The 19,448-nt window shown below is 64.0% G+C and carries 17 protein-coding genes; 9 read left to right on the forward strand and 8 right to left on the reverse strand.

Translation table 11 applies throughout. The features are described from left to right. Nucleotides 1–37 precede the first annotated feature (37 nt). Complete coding sequence (locus R2834_22025) at nucleotides 38–1,444, forward strand: efflux RND transporter periplasmic adaptor subunit (protein ID MEZ4703025.1); 1,407 nt, start codon at nucleotides 38–40, stop codon at nucleotides 1,442–1,444. A 22-nt stretch (nucleotides 1,445–1,466) separates the two neighbouring features. Further along, nucleotides 1,467–2,201: an ABC transporter ATP-binding protein gene (locus R2834_22030; protein ID MEZ4703026.1), complete on the forward strand. Its 735-nt coding sequence runs from the start codon at nucleotides 1,467–1,469 to the stop codon at nucleotides 2,199–2,201. A 9-nt stretch (nucleotides 2,202–2,210) separates the two neighbouring features. Here the strand turns inward: R2834_22030 and R2834_22035 are convergent, their stop codons facing one another. Beyond that, nucleotides 2,211–2,711, reverse strand: a complete 501-nt coding sequence (locus R2834_22035) for a hypothetical protein (protein ID MEZ4703027.1) — start codon at nucleotides 2,709–2,711, stop codon at nucleotides 2,211–2,213. Between the two features lie 171 nt (nucleotides 2,712–2,882). On the opposite strand from R2834_22035, the gene uvrA reads away from it, so the two are divergent. Then, nucleotides 2,883–5,840, forward strand: a complete 2,958-nt coding sequence (uvrA, locus tag R2834_22040) for an excinuclease ABC subunit UvrA (protein ID MEZ4703028.1) — start codon at nucleotides 2,883–2,885, stop codon at nucleotides 5,838–5,840. A gap of 68 nt (nucleotides 5,841–5,908) precedes the next feature. Here the strand turns inward: uvrA and R2834_22045 are convergent, their stop codons facing one another. Then, nucleotides 5,909–6,193: a hypothetical protein gene (locus R2834_22045; GenBank protein ID MEZ4703029.1), complete on the reverse strand. Its 285-nt coding sequence runs from the start codon at nucleotides 6,191–6,193 to the stop codon at nucleotides 5,909–5,911. 170 nt (nucleotides 6,194–6,363) lie between these two features. Here R2834_22045 and R2834_22050 point away from each other — a divergent pair, with 170 nt between their 5' ends. From R2834_22050 to R2834_22065, 4 genes are all read left to right on the forward strand, one after another. After that, complete coding sequence (locus R2834_22050; GenBank protein MEZ4703030.1) at nucleotides 6,364–7,275, forward strand: alpha/beta fold hydrolase; 912 nt, start codon at nucleotides 6,364–6,366, stop codon at nucleotides 7,273–7,275. A gap of 199 nt (nucleotides 7,276–7,474) precedes the next feature. Further along, entirely contained in the window at nucleotides 7,475–9,478 is a 2,004-nt protein-coding gene (locus R2834_22055) for an ATP-binding protein (GenBank protein ID MEZ4703031.1), read from the forward strand. A 54-nt stretch (nucleotides 9,479–9,532) separates the two neighbouring features. After that, a complete protein-coding gene (locus R2834_22060) occupies nucleotides 9,533–9,925 on the forward strand; it encodes a hypothetical protein (GenBank protein MEZ4703032.1) in 393 nt (130 codons plus the stop codon). A 145-nt stretch (nucleotides 9,926–10,070) separates the two neighbouring features. Then, nucleotides 10,071–11,402 (forward strand): M24 family metallopeptidase, encoded by a 1,332-nt coding sequence (locus tag R2834_22065; protein MEZ4703033.1) that lies wholly within the window; start codon nucleotides 10,071–10,073, stop codon nucleotides 11,400–11,402. A gap of 74 nt (nucleotides 11,403–11,476) precedes the next feature. On the opposite strand, the gene R2834_22070 is transcribed toward R2834_22065, so the two are convergent. The 4 genes from R2834_22070 to R2834_22085 form a co-directional block, all read right to left on the reverse strand. After that, nucleotides 11,477–12,298: a hypothetical protein gene (locus R2834_22070; protein MEZ4703034.1), complete on the reverse strand. Its 822-nt coding sequence runs from the start codon at nucleotides 12,296–12,298 to the stop codon at nucleotides 11,477–11,479. Nucleotides 12,299–12,307: 9 nt separating this feature from the next. Further along, complete coding sequence (locus tag R2834_22075) at nucleotides 12,308–12,616, reverse strand: PqqD family protein (GenBank protein ID MEZ4703035.1); 309 nt, start codon at nucleotides 12,614–12,616, stop codon at nucleotides 12,308–12,310. Between the two features lie 480 nt (nucleotides 12,617–13,096). Continuing rightward, nucleotides 13,097–13,510, reverse strand: a complete 414-nt coding sequence (locus R2834_22080) for a hypothetical protein (protein ID MEZ4703036.1) — start codon at nucleotides 13,508–13,510, stop codon at nucleotides 13,097–13,099. A gap of 2 nt (nucleotides 13,511–13,512) precedes the next feature. Then, nucleotides 13,513–14,418, reverse strand: a complete 906-nt coding sequence (locus tag R2834_22085; GenBank protein ID MEZ4703037.1) for a dihydrodipicolinate synthase family protein — start codon at nucleotides 14,416–14,418, stop codon at nucleotides 13,513–13,515. A 278-nt stretch (nucleotides 14,419–14,696) separates the two neighbouring features. Here R2834_22085 and R2834_22090 point away from each other — a divergent pair, with 278 nt between their 5' ends. Together R2834_22090 and R2834_22095 are read left to right on the forward strand one after the other, a co-directional pair. Then, the gene (locus R2834_22090) at nucleotides 14,697–15,521 is read left to right on the forward strand and encodes a hypothetical protein (GenBank protein MEZ4703038.1); all 825 of its coding nucleotides are present in this window, start codon (nucleotides 14,697–14,699) and stop codon (nucleotides 15,519–15,521) included. A gap of 77 nt (nucleotides 15,522–15,598) precedes the next feature. Further along, nucleotides 15,599–16,339 (forward strand): glucosamine-6-phosphate deaminase, encoded by a 741-nt coding sequence (locus R2834_22095; protein ID MEZ4703039.1) that lies wholly within the window; start codon nucleotides 15,599–15,601, stop codon nucleotides 16,337–16,339. Nucleotides 16,340–16,351: 12 nt separating this feature from the next. Here R2834_22095 and R2834_22100 read toward each other — a convergent pair whose 3' ends face one another. Both R2834_22100 and R2834_22105 read right to left on the reverse strand, forming a co-directional pair. After that, a complete protein-coding gene (locus R2834_22100; protein MEZ4703040.1) occupies nucleotides 16,352–18,220 on the reverse strand; it encodes a VCBS repeat-containing protein in 1,869 nt (622 codons plus the stop codon). A 16-nt stretch (nucleotides 18,221–18,236) separates the two neighbouring features. Further along, nucleotides 18,237–19,400: a YncE family protein gene (locus R2834_22105; GenBank protein ID MEZ4703041.1), complete on the reverse strand. Its 1,164-nt coding sequence runs from the start codon at nucleotides 19,398–19,400 to the stop codon at nucleotides 18,237–18,239. Nucleotides 19,401–19,448: the final 48 nt, after the last annotated feature.

Here is a 19,448-nt window from a genome sequence, read left to right on the forward strand (position 1 = left end):
TCTGACGTAAACAACACGCCTTTCGGGCAATTCATTCATGGCGAAGAAATCCAATTCTGCTACACGCATCATCATCTACCTCGTGATTGGTCTTGTGGTGGTAGCAGGCGGTCTGGCGGGTTTGAGGGCGGCCGGCGTATTCGGTAAAAAAGATACCGCCATCTCGGTGGAAGTCGTCGACCTCGAACGCCGCGACATCACCCAGACGGTTACGGCCTCGGGGAAGATCCAGCCGGAAATCGAGGTCAAGATTTCGCCCGACGTGCCGGGTGAGATCACGGCGCTTCCGGTCGTCGAAGGCGACTTCGTCGAGCAAGGCCAGCTGCTGGCCCGAATCCGGCAGGACGACTATGTCGCGCAGGTCGAACAGGGCGAGGCGAGCGTGCTCCAGGCCAAGGCCATGCTGGCCCAGCGCCGCGCCGACCTGCTCAATGCGGAACTGGAACTGAAGCGTCAGCGCGGCCTGTTCGAGAAGCAGGCCGTTTCGGAAAGCGAGTTCCAGCGCGCAGAAACCCAGTATGAGGTCGCCCGCGCCGCGCACGAAGCCGCCGAATATTCGGTAAAGAGCAGCGAAGCGCAGTTGAAAGAGATGCGGGAGCGGCTGGCAAAAACAGCGATTTATGCCCCGATGAGCGGCACCATCAGCATGCTGGAGGTCGAACTCGGGGAACGCGTCGTGGGCACCAGCCAGATGGCCGGCACCGAGATGATGCGGCTCGCCAAGCTGGATCAGATGGAGATCGAGGTCGACGTAAACGAAAACGACGTCGTCAACGTGACCCTGAACGACTCCGCGCGGATCGAGGTCGACGCCTATCCGGAACGGAGCTTCCGCGGCGTGGTGACCGAGATCGCGAACTCGGCCCGCGTGACGGGCGCCGGCACCCAGGAGCAGGTCACCAACTTTCCGGTCAAGATCCGGATCGTCGACGCGCACAACCTCGAGGTGTCGGAGATGATGTCCCGGCACGGGGGGATGCAGATGGAGGAAGTGCCGACACCGCCCCAGGAATCGCCGAATTTCCGTCCCGGCATGAGCGGCACGGTGGACGTCTTCACCGAGACGATCGACGGCGCGCTCGTCGTGCCGATCCAGGCGGTGACCGTTCGGGATTTCAACAAGCTGAAGAAGAGCGAGGGCGACGCGCAAGCGGGTGAAGGCGCCGGCGAAGCCGAGGAGACGCCCATGCGTTCCGCCGGCCAGGAAGAGGCCTCCGTCGAGGACCTTCGCAAAGTCATCTTCGTCATGGCCGACGGCAAGGCGAAGATGGTGGAAGTCGAAACCGGCATCTCCGACGACACGCACATCGAGATCAAGGGCGGGCTGTCGGGGGACGAAAAAATCATCATCGGGCCGTATAGCGCCGTGAGCCGGCAACTTGAGCCAGATGCTTCCGTAAAGGTCGACGAACGCACCAATCGTGCGTCCTTCGGGCCCCGCTAAACCGCACACGAGCCGCGCGACCATGAGCCATTCCGACCGATCGCTGATCGAACTCAGCACCCTGACCAAGGTCTACCAGATGGGCGACCAGGAAGTGCGCGCCCTCGACGGCGTGTCGCTGAAAGTCGACGTCAACGAGTACGTCGCCATCATGGGGCCGTCCGGTTCGGGCAAATCGACGATGATGAACATCATCGGCTGCCTCGACACGCCGACCAGCGGGACGTATTACCTCAACGGCCAGAACGTGAGCGAGATGAGCGACAACGAGCTGGCCGCAATCCGCAATCGCGAAATCGGGTTCGTCTTCCAGACCTTCAACCTGCTGCCACGCGTCAACTGCCTGCAGAATGTGGAGTTGCCCCTGGTTTACGCCGGCATGCGCAAGACGGCGCGCCGCGAGCGGGCCGAGCAGGCGCTCGCGAGCGTGGGACTGGGCGATCGCATGTACCACAAGCCGAACGAACTCTCCGGTGGCCAGCGCCAGCGCGTCGCCGTGGCGCGCGCCCTCGTAAACTCCCCCTCGATCCTCATGGCCGACGAGCCGACCGGTAACCTCGACACGAAGACCGGCGACGAAATCATGCACCTGTTCGAGCTGCTCTACCGCCAGGGCAACACCCTGCTCGTCGTCACGCACGAGGAAGACATCGCCCAGCATGCCCGCCGCGTGGTGCGTCTGCGCGACGGCAATATCGAAAGCGACGTCCGCGTGGACCATCCGACGCTGGCGCACGCCGATCTCGCGTCGGTCTGAGCGCTCGATCTAGCGCAGCGTGCAGGGATACAGCTCGGCCCCGTGCTCGAAACGAACGGGCGCATCGCTGCGTGGCACGATCACAACCTGGAACGGCACCGCGTGTCCGTCGATGACGCGGCAGTCGCGGCCGGGCATCCCGATCGAGTAGGTAGCGATCAGCGAAGCACCGTCGTCCTCGACGGATTCGAACAGGATGTTGGTCCCGCCCATCGGCGTGGGCACCGCCGCCAGCAACGCCATCGTCGTCGAAAAATCGATGCGCTCGATCGGCAGGACGGTATCCAGCTGGCCTTCAAGACGCGCCCACGCGACCGAATCGCGCACCACCACCTCCATCGTATCCGTAAAGGCGGCCGACTGCCCCTGCCCCACCGACTCGAAATAGACGGCCATCGAGGGCGATATCGCTTCCGGATCCTGCTCGCGTTCGCACGCAGAAAGCAGCCCGCCCGCCATGAGGAAGATCACGCCGGCGCGGAAGGAAACAGTGGGATGTGTAAAAAACATGTGTACGATCCGGAAACTCAAAGGGTTGTTTTTAAATTCCATGGACGTGGATTGATCCGCATTCGGTCGGCGTCCCGCAAGTAAAGATCGTCAACCGGCACCCGAGTTGCTTGCGCCGGCACGGCAACCCGCATTTCGAGCTTACAAGCACCTTTTTCAACGGCGAAGAGCATGGACGAGCGCATCATCATCCGGGGCGCGCGTGAACACAACCTCCAGAATGTCGACCTCGACATTCCTCGCGACCAGCTGGTCGTGATCACCGGGCTCTCCGGATCGGGCAAATCCAGCCTCGCCTTCGACACGATCTACGCCGAGGGGCAGCGCCGCTACATGGAGAGCCTGAGCGCCTATGCCCGCCAGTTTCTCGGCATGATGGAGCGGCCGGACCTCGACTTCATCGACGGGCTCTCGCCGGTCATCTCCATCGAGCAGAAAACGGTGAGCCGGAATCCGCGCTCCACCGTCGGCACCGTCACGGAGATCTACGACTTCCTGCGTCTCCTTTACGCCCGCGCCGCGACCGCCTATTCCTACATCTCGGGCACGCCGATGCGGAAGCAGTCCGACGACGAAATCATCAACCGCATCGCCGGCTTCGAGGAGGGCACCCGGCTGCTGTTGCTCGCGCCTGTCGTAAAAGGGCGCAAGGGGCATTATCGCGAACTGTTCGAACAGATCAGCCGGCAGGGCTTCACGCGCGTTCGCGTAAACGGCGAGCTGATCGAGATCACCGAGGGGATGAAGCTCGACCGGTACAAAACACACGACATCGAGGTCGTGGTGGACCGTGTCGTGCTCAAGGAGGGCATCCGAAGCCGCCTCAGCCAGTCGATCGACACGGCGCTGGGGATGGGCGGCGGCACCGTGATCGCCGCCGTGCTGGACGGTGAGGCGATGCAGGACTATCTCTTCAGCCGGCACCTCTTTTCGCCCGAAGACGGCCTCTCCTACGAAGACCCCTCCCCGAACAGCTTCTCGTTCAACTCTCCGTACGGCGCCTGCCCCGAATGCAACGGGCTGGGGACGAAGCAGGAGCTGGACGATGCCCTGATCATCCCGGATCCGACCAAGACCATCGCCCAGGGCGGGATCGAGCCCATCGGCAAGCCGCGCGACATCTGGATGTTCAGTCAGCTGAACGCGGTCTCGGCGTTGTACGGCTTCGATTTCGACACGCCGCTCAACCAGTTCACGCCGGAGCAGATGAAGGTGCTTCTCGAAGGCGCCGGCGAGGAGCAGTTCGAGATCGTCTACAAATACAAGAACCGCGAAGTCGCCTACAAGCACCGGTTCGGCGGCGTCCATCAGCACATCTGGCACACGTACAGCAACTCGACTTCGGTGACGGCGCGTCGCTGGGCGGAAGGATACATGCGCGCCATGCCGTGCCGCGAGTGCGGCGGCGGCCGGCTCCGGAAGGAGAGCCTCGCTTTCCGGCTGGGCGAAAAAAACATTGCCGATCTGGTGGGCATGGACCTCGCTTCGCTCCGGGCCTATTTCGAGACGCTGCTCCTCACCGAGCGCGAATGGATCATCGCGCGCCCGATCGTAAAGGAGATCCGGGAGCGGCTCGACTTCCTGATCAACGTGGGCGTCGGCTACCTCAACCTCGACCGGCCGGCGCGCACCCTCTCGGGCGGCGAGAGCCAGCGCATCCGGCTGGCGACCCAGATCGGGACGCAACTCGTCGGGGTGCTCTACATCCTGGATGAGCCGAGCATCGGCCTGCATCCCCGCGACAACGACAAACTGATCGCGTCCCTCCGCCAGCTGCGCGACATGGGCAATTCGGTCCTGGTGGTCGAGCACGACCGCGAGATGATCGAGGCGGCGGACTTCGTGGTCGACCTCGGCCCGGGCGCGGGGGAATACGGCGGGCACATCGTCGGGCGCTCCGCGCCGGCCGGGCTCGTCAAGGGGTTCAACGGGCACAACAGCCTGACTGCGGCCTACCTCACCGGCGAGCGGACGATTTCGCTGCCGCGCGAGCGCCGCGCCGGCAACGGACACTGGCTCACGCTTACCGGAGCGACGGGCCACAACCTGAAAGGCGATACGCTGCGCCTCCCGCTCGGCGCCTTCGTGTGCGTGACGGGGGTCTCGGGATCGGGCAAATCGAGCCTGATCAACCAGACGCTGTATCCGATCCTCGCCAACCATTTCCACCGGGCGATGCTGGTGCCGCTCACCTACAAGGATATCGACGGGCTGGAGCACATCGACAAGGTGATCGACATCGACCAGAGCCCTATCGGCCGGACGCCGCGTTCCAACCCGGCCACGTACACGGGGCTTTTTTCGCACATCCGCGACCTGTTCACGCAGCTTCCGGAATCGAAAATACGCGGGTACAAGGCCGGCCGCTTCTCGTTCAACGTCAAAGGCGGCCGCTGCGAGACGTGCAAGGGCGCCGGCATCGTCAAGCTCGAGATGAACTTCCTGCCCGATGTGTACGTCGAGTGCGACACCTGCAAGGGCCAGCGCTACAACGCGGAAACGCTCGAAGTGCATTTCAAAGGCAAGAGCATCGCCGACGTGCTCGAGATGCCCGTCTCCGAGGCGCTGTCGTTTTTCGAGAACGTCCCGCGCATCGAGCGCAAATTGCGCACGCTGGACTCCGTGGGGCTGGGGTACATCCGGCTTGGCCAGCAGGCCACCACGCTGTCCGGCGGCGAGGCGCAGCGCGTCAAGCTGGCCAAGGAGCTGAGCCGGCCCGGCACGGGAAGCACCCTGTACATTCTGGACGAGCCCACGACCGGACTCCATTTCGAGGACATCCGGCACCTCCTCAACGTCCTTCGCGCCCTCGTAAAAAAGGGCAATACGGTGCTCGTGATCGAGCACAACATGGATGTCGTGAAGGTGGCGGATCATGTCATCGATCTGGGGCCGACCGGCGGCAACGACGGCGGGCGCATCGTCTGCGCCGGCACCCCCGAGGAAGTGGCCGTCGCCGACACCGCGACCTCGCGGTATCTCCTCGAAGAACTCGAGCGCACCCGTCGATTCCAGAACGGCAACGATGAGGAGATCGACCTGGATCTGTTTGCCGGCGACGGGGACGACACCGACGATTCGGACGAGATCGAGGAAGAGGAGGAAGAGACGAACGAGCCCGTGTCCTGACGAGACAAAAAAAGCCCCGCCAGGCTCGACATCCAGGCGGGGCAAGGTCCTTTACGGGGCGGATACGGTTATGCCGGCTGTTTCGACCTGGCCATCATCTGCTTGACGATGCCCACGATAGCCATCAGCACCCCGCCGCCGACGGTCGAACTGGCAATACTGGCCAGATCCAGGCCGCCATTCGCGGCCGCCATCCCCAATATGCCGAGCACCTGACTGCCCAGTCCGCCACCGATCATCCCTACAATCGTGTTCCACAGCGTGCCCAGGCTCTTGTCTTTCAAGGCCATGCCGGCGAGATTGCCGCCCACGCCGCCAGTGATCAGGCTGGTAAGAAGTCCTACTACGTCCATGGTAATCCTCCAGAGGATTGGTTGTATGAAAGGCAGGTCTTCCGCGGATATCCGCCAAACGGGGTGGGTCCGGTTGCCGGAGAAGTCCGTGCCGGGGGTTTTCGTGTAGGATAGGGTGCACTCAAGGGATAATAGGTGGTTATTTCCTCCATTAGCAATAGGACAACGATATGCTCTTTCGGATACTGCTCGTCGCACTGGTGCTCGGCGGCTGCGAATCGCCGGCCGTCACCGACGGTTTGATGCCCATCAACGGCACCGAACTGTACGTGAAACAGATGGGCGCCGGCGAGCCGATCGTCGTCGTCCACGGGGGACCGGTGCTAGAGCACGGGTACCTGCTCCCCCATCTCGCACCGCTGGCCGACGACTACCGGCTCATCTTCTTCGACCAGCGCCTGAGCGGCCGCTCGGCCGCGCAAGTCGACAGCGCCGACGTCACGATGGCGATGTTCGTCGAGGACATCGAGCAGCTGCGGACCGAGCTCGGCCTGGGCACGATACATCTCATGGGGCATTCGTGGGGCGGCCAGCTCGCCATGCGGTATGCGATGGCGCACCCCGAGGCGCTCCGTTCGCTGGTATTGCTGGATCCCATGCCGCCGAGCGTCGCCCTCTGGCAGCAGGAAGAGGCCGAACTCAGCCGGCGCGACACGCCGGCGGACAGCGCCGCGCGCGCCGCCATCATGGCCTCGGACGCCTTCCAGGCCCGTGACCCCGACGCCATCCGCCAACTGCTGCTGCTCTCGTTCAAGCCCCAGTTCTATAACGCGGCTCGGCTCGACAGCCTGCATCTGTATGTTCCGCCCGACTACATGGACCGCAGCGCCCGCTTCGGCTACCTGTGGCCCGAACTCTCGGAATACGACCTGCTCCCCGGCCTCGCCGACGTCCGTACGCCCACGCTCATCCTGTATGGCGACAACGAGCCGGCGGCTTCGATCAGCGGCATCCCGCTGGAGCGCACCATGCCGAACGCCCGGCTGGTTACCATTCCGGCCTCAGGGCACTTCCCCTTCATCGAGAACAGGGACGCGTTCTTCCGGGAAGTGCGCGCCTTTCTAACGCGCCCCGAACGATGACCTGACACTCAGGTCAAAAGCGCCCCCGATATGCGCCAAAAGCGACGAAATGGCGCCACGAAAGAATGATCGAAAATAAGCGGATGCCCATATACTAGGAGCTATCCCGACGCGCTCGCGCCCTCTCTCCCGGCGAACGTCCCCATCTGACGCCGGTCCGATTGCGTCCCTGCTACGCATCTTCGATCACCCCACGCCTATGTGGCGCTCCGCACTCACGACGAGCCGCGACCTGCCGGCTATGCCGTTCTATTTTGATCGGCGCGACGAACGCATTGTGCAGTCCGTTCGCCGGCTGGCGATGACCGTCGCGCACATGTTCAGCGCGCCGGGGGCCTACGTGGCGCTCTATGAAAAGGACGAACTCCTGCAGCTCATGGCGTGCTACGGCATCGACCTGGCCGCCTATCAGGAGAGCGGCTTCCTGTCGCCGGCGCTGGTTACGCCGGGTAAGGCGCTCATCGTGCCGGACACCGATCTCGACCCGGCCTTCGGCAACGACGTGTGGGTGACCAACGCCGGCATCCGCTTCTTCGCCGGCGCGCCGATGATCGACGCCTCGGGCCACCCGGTAGGGATGTTGTGCGTCGTCGATCGCGTGCCCAGATCATTCTCCAGCGGCCACATCAAGCTGTTGCACGATATGGCATCGATCGGGGTCAGCGAACTGAGCACGCACCATCGGCTCCGCATCCAGGAAGAAGCGCTGCGCCTGAGCGAAAGCCGGCTGGTCCAGAGCGAAGCCCTGTACGAACGGATGACCACCGGGCTCCCCATCCCGCTCTTCACCGTCGATGCCGACGGCATGATCCTGAGCTGGAATCAGGCCTGCATGGACTCGTTCGGGTTCGCGGATGAGGAAGTGATCGGCCGGCAGATCGGCCCGCTGCTGGTCGACGAGCCCGAGGCCGGCGATTTCGACACGATCATCAGCCGCGTCTTCAACCGGCGCCGGATCTCCGGGCTCGACCTCAAACTTCGCACGAAACGCGGCAGCTTTCGCCGGCTCTATTGCCGTCTCCTCCCGGTCTACGATCCCTCGGGCAACATCCAGGCCTGCGCGTTCATGGCGCAGGATGTCACTGCCCTGCGCCGACTGGAACAATCGAACCGCGAACAGTCCGCCTGCAGCCGGCTCGTCGCCAGCCTGTCATCGGCCTGCTCGTTCTCCATCGCACAGGAAGGCGACGGCACCTGCTGGCTCCAGCGCGTCTCCGACGCGTTCACCGCAACCACCGGCATCCCGTTCGATCCGGGGCGTCCGTTCCGATGGACGGATGTCCTGCACCCGGAAGACAGCTACGCCACGTTATCCACCTATGGCGCGCTGGCGCTCAACGCATCGGCCACGCTGATGCTCCGCCTGCGCCTGCCCGACGGCAGCCTCCGCACGATGCAGCATGCCGTGCAGCTCGTCGAGCACGACCCCAAGACGAACCTCCGCCGCTACCTCGGGGTGATGCGCACCGCCCAAGACGGGCCGGCGGAAGACTGGACCCAGCCGGCCATCGACCAGATCAAATCGACCATCCTGGCCACGATGAGCCACGAGATCCGCACGCCGCTCACCTCGATCCTCGGCTTCGCGGAGCTGCTCGCGCTCCAGGAAAACGACACGCATCGCCGGTTCGCCCGCCTCATCGAGGAAAGCGCGTCGCGCCTGCTCAACACGCTCGGGGCCGTCCTCGATCTGGCGCAGCTGGAAGACCACCTGCTTCCGCTCAACCTCGAAACGGTCGATCTGGGCGCGCATGTGAAGGCCATCGCCACCCCCTACCGGGAGACGGCCGTGGCCAAGGGATTGCACTGGCATTTTCACACGCCGGCGGCGGAGACCTACGTCCGGATCGACGCCGACGCCTCGGCGCGCGCGCTCCGCCATGTGCTGAGCAACGCGATCAAATTCACCCGTAAAGGCGCGATCCAGATCACCATCGCGCCGCGCGAAGACGCCGTCGAACTGACCATCGAGGACTCCGGCGTGGGCATCGGCAAGGAGTTTCTGCCGTATCTCTTCCGCGAATTCCGCCAGGAGGTCACCGGCATCACGCGTCCGTACGAAGGCACCGGCCTCGGCCTGGCCATCACAAAACGGCTCATCGAGTCGATGGGCGCCACCATCGCGATCGATAGCCGCAAGGGCTCGGGGACGACGGTGACGATGCGCTTTCCGTTCGCGGCCGAAAGCGACGTGGCCGGCTGAACCTAAGTCGCCGGCATCGCGTTGGAGGAACACCTTTAAACCGACTCCAGCGCCATGGAACCGCCCATCATCCCCGAATACAACAAACCCGACGCACCGGGCATCTGGATGAGCTTCGACAACACCGTCTCGGTGTACCACATCGTCGAGGCCGACCACGATTTCGATCGGGCATCGCAGGATCTGTTCGCGCTGCTGCGCCAGGCCAACGAGAAATTCCCCGAATGGCCGCGCGTCCTCTACCTCGAGATCCAGGGACACCTCGACCACCTCGGACGCTTCGACCCCGATATGGTCGAGCTCCAGCAGGAGTTCCTCATCCAGGCCCTGGGCGAATACTGGACGGCGCTCGACATGCCGCTCGTCTCGGTCGTCAATCCGAAACTTCAGAACAACGCCATCCCCGATTCCCTGGCGATCCGCCCGCCGGAGCAGCGGTACGATTGAGCGGCCTGCGGCCGCGGTCGGTGGAGACTGGTCATTGGTTGGTCATTACAGCTTTGCATCCTGAATCACGTTCAGGATACGTTTCGGTCTGAAAGATTTTTCAGACAGCGCCTAATCGGCACGCACTCATCGTTCATCCCTCGTCATGGTTCGAATTACCCTTTTTGTGGCCTTATTCCTGATCCCGACCGCGCTTCACGGCCAGACGCTGATGCCAACCGTCCTCCCGCTGCGAGAGCAGGCGGAGGTGATGGACCGGCTGTTGAAAGATCGCCTGGAGACCGTCGTGCCGATGCTGATGCGTCGCGAGGGGATCGACATGTGGGTGATCGTGGCGCGGGAGTATAACGAGGATCCGGTGATCGAGACGATGCTGCCGGCCACGTGGCTCGCGGCCCGCCGGCGGACGATCCTCCTCTTTTTCGACCGCGGCGAGGCCGGCGTGGAGCGGCTGGCCGTATCCCGCTACGCGGTGGGCGACGCCTTTCCGGGGTCGTGGTCGCCAGAAGACGAGCCGGATCAGTGGAAGCGGCTGGCCGACCTCATCGGCGAACGCAACCCCCGCCAGATCGCCGTCAACCGGTCGTCTACCTTCGCGCACGCGGACGGGATGACCGATACCGAGTTCGAGGCGCTGACCGCCGCGTTGCCGGCCGCCTTCCGCGGGCGGATCGTCTCGGCCGAGAACCTGGCCGTCGGCTGGCTGGAAACGCGGACGGAGCAGGAGATGCATATCTACCCGATGATCGTGCGCATTGCCCACGCGATCATCGCCGAAGGGCTGTCCGAGCGCGCCATTCAGCCTGGGGTGACCACGACGGTCGACCTGGAATGGTGGTTTCGCGAGCGGATCCGGTCGCTCGGGCTGACGACGTGGTTCCACCCGAGCGTGTCCGTCCAGCGCGCCGAGGAGCCCGACTCTCGCAGCGACTTTTCGTCGCGCCCGGGCGAAACGACGATCCTGCCCGGCGATCTGGTCCATGTCGACTTCGGCATCACGTACCTGCGGCTCAACACCGACACGCAGCAGCATGCGTACATTCTGAAGCCCGGCGAGTCCGACGCCCCCGCCGGCCTGAAGGCGGCGCTGGCCGCCGGCAACCGGCTGCAGGATATCCTTACCGCGCAGTTCAAGACCGGCCGCACCGGCAACGCCATGCTGGCGGCCGCCCGCGCGCAGGCGACGGCCGAGGGCCTGCGTCCGTCCATCTATACCCACCCCATCGGCTACCACGGTCATGCCGCGGGGCCGGCGATCGGGATGTGGGACAGCCAGGGCGGCGTGCCGGGTACGGGCGATTTCCCCCTCCATCCGAACACGGCCTATTCGATCGAGCTGAACACGACCGTGGCTATCCCCGAGTGGAGCAAGGACGTGCGGGTGATGCTGGAAGAAGACGCGTTTTTCGACGGCGCGGCGGTGCGGTACATCGACGGCCGGCAGACCGCGCTGTGGCTCGTGCCACGAGGACAGTAAAAAAAGACGTGGTCAGGACAAACCGTGGGTTCAACCCCGGCTGTCCTCGATCCTTGCCCGCCGAACCGTGCGCCCTAAAACGGAAACCCCTGCGCGTGGGTGTCGATGATGAGCTCGGCGGCTTCTTCGCCGTGGCGATAGGGGAGATGAAACGCCGGCGTCCGCTCGATGAGCTGCCCGAGGTAGCGCACGGCTTCGCCGCGATGCATCTTGAGGTTGAGGCAGTTCTGGAGTAGCTCGAGGGTCGCCGAGGCCGGCGCGGTGCGGACGAGGCGCATGTCCGCTTCCGGACTATACTGCGGAAAGATCAGCGCGGCGATGGCGCAGCGGCCGGTGTCGATCTGGCCTTCCGCCAGTTCGATGGTCCGCTTCTGGAGCTGTGACACCTCTTCGGGGCTCAGCAGCCGTTCGTCCTGCGTCGTGGCGTGCTCGCGCATCTGGGGCGTCAGCGGAAACGGCACCAGTTCGCCCGTTTGCAGGGAAACCGGCACGATATCGTCCGACAGATAGGACCAGCCGCGCATGCAGAGGTTGGACACGAGGGTGCTCTTGCCGCGCCCCCAGGTCCCGCACATCACCACCGCGGTGCCTTGTTTCGAGGCGGCGCCGGCGTGGAGCCAGAGGAGGTCCGGGTGCTCGCGCACGAACCGGAACACGATCTCGAACTTGAGGCACTGCAGCGTGCTGTGCAGCGAGCCGTCGTGGTCGCCGAACTGATCGGCGCCATCCACGATGTAGCCACCCCCCTCGCGCCGCACCGTAAGGGTGTCCAGCAGATCCAGGGGGGCCGGGACGAGCAGTTCGCGGAAGTTGTGGGCCAGGGGGACGAGAACTTCCTCGGCCTCCCCCGACACCGCGACTTCCTGATTACCAAACGAGACGAAAAGCGTCTGCATGTTCCGGTTTCAGACGACGCCCTCGGCCTTGCCGATGTGCGCGCGCTTGTCCTGGATGAGACCCAGGGTCAGCAACTGACGCAACGCGAGGCGGACGTCTTCGATGAGAAGGTCGGGTGGTACTTCGAACGTGGAGCTCAGATCGTTGCAGATCTGCTGGACGGTGCGTGAGCCGTCGCAGCAATCCCAGATCGCCTTGGCCGACGCATTCAGGGAATAGCCCATTTCCGAGTCGCCGTCGTACAGCACCATTTCTTCGAGAACACCCTGCGCGAGGACATCCGGGTGCTGTACGGGAATCATTTCTTCGCTGATCATGGTGCGGATAACCGGTGACGGTTGCGGGTAATTAGCATGCTGTTCCATATCCTGGTGGTCTTGCTTCCGGCAGTGTTTGGAAGCCAGCTGGGCGTGTGCCCCTGGTATACGTCGTTACGGTGCGCAACCCTACAGAAGTGCCAAGGCGTCTCGATAACCAATCGCTCCAGACGTAGCCGTCCGCATAATCCGGTACTTCCTATGCGGCTCCGTCGGCTGGCGCTTGCGTCGCATCCCGGGGTAACGGGGGGATGAGATGGGCGGCTTGCGCTTCGTCGTGCTTTTCGACGCCTCTCGCTTCTACTCCGTTTGGTCTGCGTCGTGCATCAACGCGAAAACACTGCGTGAGGTGTAGAAAAGAGTTGTGATGCCTGAGAAAAGCACTGAAAGATCACTATAGAATCGGCGCAATACAAGGATATGTTAAAAAAACGCGTCTTTGCCACACATTGGTGACACGTGTCGCCGGCTGCCGGCGATCTAGGAAAGCACGTCGGTTCCGGTTCCGTCCCCCGCCGGCACCATCAGAAAGGCGCTCAACAGCAGCAGAAAGCCGGCGAGGTAATACGTGGGATTGCCCGTGACCAGATAAAAGATCGCCCCCATCACAGCGATCCCTTCCGCCGCGCTCCAGCCGATCAGGGTGAAGCTGGCGTACCGGGCGCGCGATTTCGTCGCCTCCCGCTTCCGCTTGAAATACAGGATGGCGCCGACCATCACCAGCGTCACCACGCCGAAGTAGCCCACCATGGCAGGATGGTCGGCCGGAAAAATCGGCTTCAGCTGTTCGCTATCGACCAGGTACCAGCTGACCCCGCCGACGAAGACGACCATGGCGGTCATCGCGAGCCGCAGGATGGGGAGCAGTTTGAGGAGATCGGGTGCAGGTTGCATGATCAGGCAGCGGTCGGGCTCAGGGCATTGACGGCATCCATCAGCGCCTGTTTCTCTTCGTCACGAAGCGGCGCGAGCGGTGGCCGCATCGTACGCCAGCCGGCGTCGCCGGTGCGCCGCTCCGTCAAGAACTTCAGGGCGGGAATCATGGGGTAGGCTTCGACCGCCTGCCGGGCCGCCGTGAGCCGTTGCTGGAGGGCATCGACGTACGGGGCGTTGCGTGACGCGTACACCTCGGCAGCCTGGGCGGCCGTAACGTTGACGGTGGCGGAGATGCAGCCGGCCCCGCCCGCGCGCAGCAGATCGAGCAAGAAACGCTCCGTGCCGGCGAATACCCGAAAGCCCGGAAAGGCCTTCAGCGTCGCCTGCATGTTCGCGAAATCGCCTCCGGAGTCCTTGATCCCTTCAATGCACGCGGGATACGCGGCCCGCAGCTTCTCGATCACCGGCAGGGTAAACGGAACGCCCGTCATCTGGGGGAAATGATACAGAAAGAGGCGTGGCGCATCCGCGCCGATCTGCTGGATGATCTCGTCGAAGCTGGCGATGAGGCCTTCATCGCGCACCTTTTTGTAGTAAAACGGCGGCAGCACCAGCAGATTGTGGACCCCGTGCGCCAGCGCATGCCGGGACAGCGCCACCGTGTCCGGCAGCGCGCAGCATCCGACGCCGAGCAGGATGCGATCGGCCGGCGCCCCCGATGCCAGCAGCTTTTCGAGCAGCGCCTTGCGCTCATCCACCGTGAAGCAGTTCGCCTCGCCGGTCGTGCCCAGGATGGCGAGCCCGTCGCACCCGTTCGCGAGCAACCAGCGCGCATGGGCCGCAAGCCGTTCGTGGTCGACCTGGCGGTCAGGCGTCTGCGGCGTCAGACATGCCGCGTGGATACCGTCGGGCAGCATCGAGGACATACGCAAGGGAGGGTTCGGTTCGTTGTACGGTGGAGGACGTGCGCGTTGCGTCCCGGAAGGTAGATCAGGGGGTGCGAAACATCAACCGCGCTCTTGCATACCGGAACGCGCGCCATGGCTTCGTCTCAAAAAGAGACGAGCGTCCGGCTGCCCTGCGGCGGCCCGCATTCCGCCGCTTCCGGCATCGGGTATGCCGGCGGCACGCGTTTTGAAAGCGTCCGTATCCGATAGTGGAGGCTAACTCAATCCACCCTTTCACCATCACCCCATCACAACCCATGCTGAAACTACCTACCCATCGTTTTACATACATCCTGATCGCCCTCCTTTTCGTCGCATCCGCCGGATGCGACAGCAACGAAGACGACAACACCACGGCGCCGGACGTTTTCCCGCTCGAGGCCTTCACCCTCCAAACCGAACTTTTTAACCAGACCCTCGCCCCGAAACAAGCGGCCGGCCTCAACTTCACCGCCGCCGCCCTGCGCGTCTGGCCGGTGTCGCTCGTCCTGAGCGCCAACCTCGTGATCCCCGTCGCACTGACGAATTCGGCCATCCAGACCGACCCGACGGCGGACGACGGCTCGTGGGTCTGGTCGTCCTCGGTCACCGCCAGCGGCGTCTCCGCAGCCTACAGCCTCACCGGCTCCCGGCGCGACGACGGCACGGACTGGAGCATGCGCGTGACCATGAACGACCCGAGTTCGTCCACGCCCCTCGAAGACTTCGAGCTGTTTACCGGCCGCACGACCGACAACGGGGCTTCGGGCTCCTGGGAGCTGTATTACCCGGTGGACGGGACCTCGACGAATGTGCTGAGCGCTTCGTACGAGATCACGAGCGACACCGAGAAGTCGATCACCTTCACCATCCCGGCTTCGGCCGAAGTCAACGCCGGCGACTCCGTCGAATACACGGAATCGGGCGACGAGCGCACGTTCGACTGGCAGCAGGTGGGCTCCGGCGTGCGGCATCTGGTGCTCTGGAATGGATCGGACCAGTCGGGGTCGATCACCGCGACCAACTTTAATGGCGGCGTTCAGGCTTGTTGGGATTCCAACCTGAGCGACACGGCGTGCCCCGCCAAAACGATGTTGCCCTGAACGACAACACACAATGACCCATAAAGAAAACCCCCTGCGCGTTCCCGCACGTGCAGGGGGTTTTTGTATGTTGGGCCATGCAGATAACGGTTTCTCCCGATAAAGCCCGGTGCGGTCTCTCGGCCGCGCAAGCCGGCGCCGCCATGCTCCGCGAAGCCGTCGAGCACGCCGGCGAGGCGACGATCGTGCTCGCCACCGGCGCCTCGCAGTTCGAGCTGCTCGATGCGCTGACCCGCGCCCCCGACATCCCGTGGCATCGCGTGACGGCCTTCCATCTGGACGAATACGCCGGCCTCTCCATCGAACACCCCGCCTCGTTCCGCCGCTACCTCTGGGACCGATTCGTGCGTCGCCTGCCCACACCGATGCGGGCGTTCCATTATATCGATGCCGAGACGGACGCCGAGGCCGAGGCACGACGCCTGTCCGCACTGATCCAACCTCTGCACGTCGATGTGGCGTTTGTCGGGATCGGCGAAAACGGGCACCTCGCTTTCAACGACCCGCCGGCCGACTTCGTGACGACGGCTCCCTATCATGTGGTCGCGCTGGATGAGGCGTGCCGGCGGCAGCAGCTGGGCGAGGGCTGGTTCGAGACGCTGGATGCCGTGCCACGGACCGCGGTATCCATGTCGGTCCATCGCATCATGCAAAGCCGGGCCATCGTATGCACGGTGCCTGAGGCGCGCAAGGCCGACGCCGTGCGCGCGACCGTGGAGGGGCCGGTGACGCCCGAAGTGCCGGCGTCGATCCTCCAGCAGCATCCCCGCTGCGCGCTGTTCCTCGACGAAGCCTCCGCGGCCGGCCTGCGCCGGTAACGCCGCGTCGCGTCAGCGGCGCTGCGTGTTACGGAAAAACAGCAGCCCGCCGCTGTCGCCGCCGACGAACAAATCCGTATCCCCGTCGGCGTCGATGTCGACGAAGGCGGGCGCCGCGAGCGCCGGCATGGGCATGGGCAGCACCTCTTCCGGCGCGAATTCCATCTGCTCGGGGGTGCCTATGTTGCGGAAAAACAGCAGGCCGCCTTTCTCCCGACCGACGATCAGGTCGATATCGCCGTCGCCGTCGTAGTCCAGCACGACCGGGGCGCTGCGCCGGCCGGCGTCGATGTCGCCGAACTCGTCGGATACGAGGGCGAACGACGGCTTTTGCGGCGTGCCGTCGTTCCGGTAGTAGTTGATCGTGCCCGACGCCTCGCCGGCGAACAGGTCCAGATCGCCGTCACCGTCCATGTCCGCCAGGGCCGGCGTGCTGTTGCTGCCGCGCGAGAGCTTGATGGTAGCGAGCTCATCCAGAACGAAGTCCGGCGCGGATACCGTGCCCTGGTTCCAGTAGAGCTGCATCCCCTTGAACCACGTCCCGAGCAGCATGTCCTGATCGCCGTCGCGGTCCAGATCGGCGAACACGGGGGCCGGATGGTACATCGCCGCGAGCGAAAGCGTGTCGGCCAGCTGGAACGCCGGCGTGGTCGCCGATCCCCGGTTCTCGAAATAGTATGCGAAGGCGGTCTCAACGGTCGACGGATCGATCTTGTTCGTCAGTACGAGATCCTGATCCCCGTCGCCATCCATATCCACAAACGACGGGATGCTTTCCAGCCCGACGTCCACGCTACCGATAAACCGACGGGTGCGCACGGTATACCCGCCGTCCGCCCCGCGTTCGAGGTAATACAGATTGTCCGCGGCGGTCCGGTTGGGATTAAACGCGCCCCCGAGCACGCCCACGACCAGGTCCTTGTCGCCGTCGTGATCGTAATCGGTGAACGCCGGCGCATTGTAGCCGGTGGTCAGCAGCGGATTGCCGATCGGGAAAGGCTGGGGATCGTTGCGGAGGTACGGCGTCGCGCAGGTGCCGGTATTTTCGATGAGCAGCAGGCCGGGCTCGAAAAAGTCGCCCCAGAACAGGTCCTGATCACCGTCGCCGTCGTAATCGTGAAACGCGAGGGTGTTGGCGCCGTGCCGGTTGCTGCCCACGAACTGGCCGATGATCTCGATGCCCTCGAACCGTTCGTCGAGCAGGTTAAAACGCGGGAGCGTGGCGTTGCGGGGGCTGGCGCTTTCGTAGTGCATCACCGTGCCTTCGACGCGCCCGATGAACAGATCGAGTGTGCCGTCGCAGTCGATGTCGGTGAAGTTGGGGATGTTCTGCCGATCCGCAAAGATCGGGGTGCCGGCGGCGTCGCGCACGGTGTCCGAGTTGGCCACGAAGACCGGCCGCTCCGCCGTCCCGGTATTGTGGTAGAGCTGCATGTAGCTGAACGGCCGCTCAGCCAGGATGTCGAAGTCGCCATCGGCATCGATATCCACGAACCGGCTCCACTCACCGATGTCGAGATCCATGAAGCGGTCCGTCCGCCACTTCAGCTCCGGCGCGGCGCGGGTGCCGACCTGCTCGAAAAACATCACCTGACCGGTGACATTCTGGAGGAAGAGGTCGTCGTCGCCGTCCCCGTCGATGTCATGAAACTGGGGACGCGGCACGTTGAGGCCACCCAGGAACGGATGGTCGTACCGCCGGCCGGCGCCGTCGCGAACGTCGAAGGCAAAGACATCGCGTTCAAACGCCGGCATGGCGGAAGCAGCCGGGCCCGACGCCGCGCGCGCGGGTTCTGAACCCGTCGATACCGACGAAGGCGTTGCGCAGGACGCGAGGAGCGCGCTCGCGCACCCCAGCAGAATGACGGGGAATACCTTCATCGATCGTGCGGGCGACTTAGCGGGCGTTGGTGCCCATACCCGAGGGGTAGAGGTTGAGCGGGATGACCTTCACGATCTCGTCGGTCTTCGTATCGATGACGACGAGGGTGCCGGGCTCTTCTTTTTCAGGCTCCATGGCGTGGCCGGCGTGGGCATCGTGGCCGCCGCCGCCCGGGGCCATCATCTTCATCATGGCCTGACCGCCGCCAGGGAGGTTGCTGTTCGAAACGAACAGATAGCGGCCGTCGGCCGAGAGCGCGCTGCCGTGGGGCTGCGAAATGCCCTCGCCTTCGATCAGCTTCGCCACCTTGCGCGTCTGCATGTCGATCACGGAGATCGTGTTCGCCATCTTGTTGCCCAGATACACATACCGGTTGTCGGGCGAAAACACGGGGTGCCAGGGCGCGGCTTTGACGTCCAGCGTCTCGACGAGCTGGATCGCGGGCACCCGGGTGATGTCGTAGATGAACACCTTGCCCGTCATCTGGCCGCCGACTACGAGCGTATGCGCATCCGGAGAGATGGCGAACTGGACGAAGGTGTTGATCGGACCGTCGACGTTATACAGTTCGATGGCTTCCGTATCGATGTTGTAGCTCAGGAAACGGTTTTCAGCGAGGCTTCCCACAAAAACATACTCGCCTCGCGGATCGATCACGATGGCGTGCGGGCGCGGGAAAAAGACATCGACTTCCTCGATCGCCATGTCCGATCGGGTGATCATGCCGATGCGCTGCGGCGGGTTCACGGCCATCATCGACCGGCCTACGAAGAGCAGGTCGCGCGTAGGGTGCAGCGCGAGGAGACCCGGCGCTTCGAACTCGGCCTGACCGACGAGTTCGTTCTCCCGGTTCAGCTTGAACACCCGGTTCGCCCCGATCAGGGAGACATACCAGAACGACCCGTCCGGCTCGACGGCGATGTGGTGGGGCTTGGCGTTTTTATCGACGCCGAATTTCGTCAGGTCGACGGTTTCGACCAGCTCCAGCGTGGTCGCGTCGACGATCGACACCGAGGCGCTGGACTGGTTGCAGATGTAGATCAACTGGCCGGCCCGGACCGACACCGCGGCCTCGCCGGCGGGATCGATCAACCGTGCCGTGCTGCCGCACGCGGAAGAGACGACAAACAGCAGGGCCAACGTTAGCCCCGCGATCAGGGTAGAAGTGCGCTGGATCATGGGAGTCCTCATATGAAAAGCGTTCCACGTTCCGGAGGCGTAGTTGCT

The sequence above is a fragment of the Rhodothermales bacterium genome (assembly GCA_041391505.1).
In the GTDB taxonomy this organism is placed as follows: domain Bacteria; phylum Bacteroidota; class Rhodothermia; order Rhodothermales; family JAHQVL01; genus JAWKNW01.

Bases quoted from the DNA above. Each gene is read 5' to 3' on its own strand.
- R2834_22045 (MEZ4703029.1), bottom strand. From the start codon at position 6,193: ATGGACGTAGTAGGACTTCTTACCAGCCTGATCACTGGCGGCGTGGGC.
- uvrA (MEZ4703028.1), top strand. From the start codon at position 2,883: ATGGACGAGCGCATCATCATCCGGGGCGCGCGTGAACACAACCTCCAG.
- R2834_22050 (MEZ4703030.1), top strand. From the start codon at position 6,364: ATGCTCTTTCGGATACTGCTCGTCGCACTGGTGCTCGGCGGCTGCGAA.
- R2834_22100 (MEZ4703040.1), bottom strand. From the start codon at position 18,220: ATGAAGGTATTCCCCGTCATTCTGCTGGGGTGCGCGAGCGCGCTCCTC.
- R2834_22090 (MEZ4703038.1), top strand. From the start codon at position 14,697: ATGCTGAAACTACCTACCCATCGTTTTACATACATCCTGATCGCCCTC.
- R2834_22080 (MEZ4703036.1), bottom strand. From the start codon at position 13,510: ATGCAACCTGCACCCGATCTCCTCAAACTGCTCCCCATCCTGCGGCTC.
- R2834_22095 (MEZ4703039.1), top strand. From the start codon at position 15,599: ATGCAGATAACGGTTTCTCCCGATAAAGCCCGGTGCGGTCTCTCGGCC.
- R2834_22025 (MEZ4703025.1), top strand. From the start codon at position 38: ATGGCGAAGAAATCCAATTCTGCTACACGCATCATCATCTACCTCGTG.
- R2834_22070 (MEZ4703034.1), bottom strand. From the start codon at position 12,298: ATGCAGACGCTTTTCGTCTCGTTTGGTAATCAGGAAGTCGCGGTGTCG.
- R2834_22035 (MEZ4703027.1), bottom strand. From the start codon at position 2,711: ATGTTTTTTACACATCCCACTGTTTCCTTCCGCGCCGGCGTGATCTTC.
- R2834_22085 (MEZ4703037.1), bottom strand. From the start codon at position 14,418: ATGTCCTCGATGCTGCCCGACGGTATCCACGCGGCATGTCTGACGCCG.
- R2834_22075 (MEZ4703035.1), bottom strand. From the start codon at position 12,616: ATGATCAGCGAAGAAATGATTCCCGTACAGCACCCGGATGTCCTCGCG.
- R2834_22105 (MEZ4703041.1), bottom strand. From the start codon at position 19,400: ATGATCCAGCGCACTTCTACCCTGATCGCGGGGCTAACGTTGGCCCTG.
- R2834_22065 (MEZ4703033.1), top strand. From the start codon at position 10,071: ATGGTTCGAATTACCCTTTTTGTGGCCTTATTCCTGATCCCGACCGCG.
- R2834_22030 (MEZ4703026.1), top strand. From the start codon at position 1,467: ATGAGCCATTCCGACCGATCGCTGATCGAACTCAGCACCCTGACCAAG.
- R2834_22055 (MEZ4703031.1), top strand. From the start codon at position 7,475: ATGTGGCGCTCCGCACTCACGACGAGCCGCGACCTGCCGGCTATGCCG.
- R2834_22060 (MEZ4703032.1), top strand. From the start codon at position 9,533: ATGGAACCGCCCATCATCCCCGAATACAACAAACCCGACGCACCGGGC.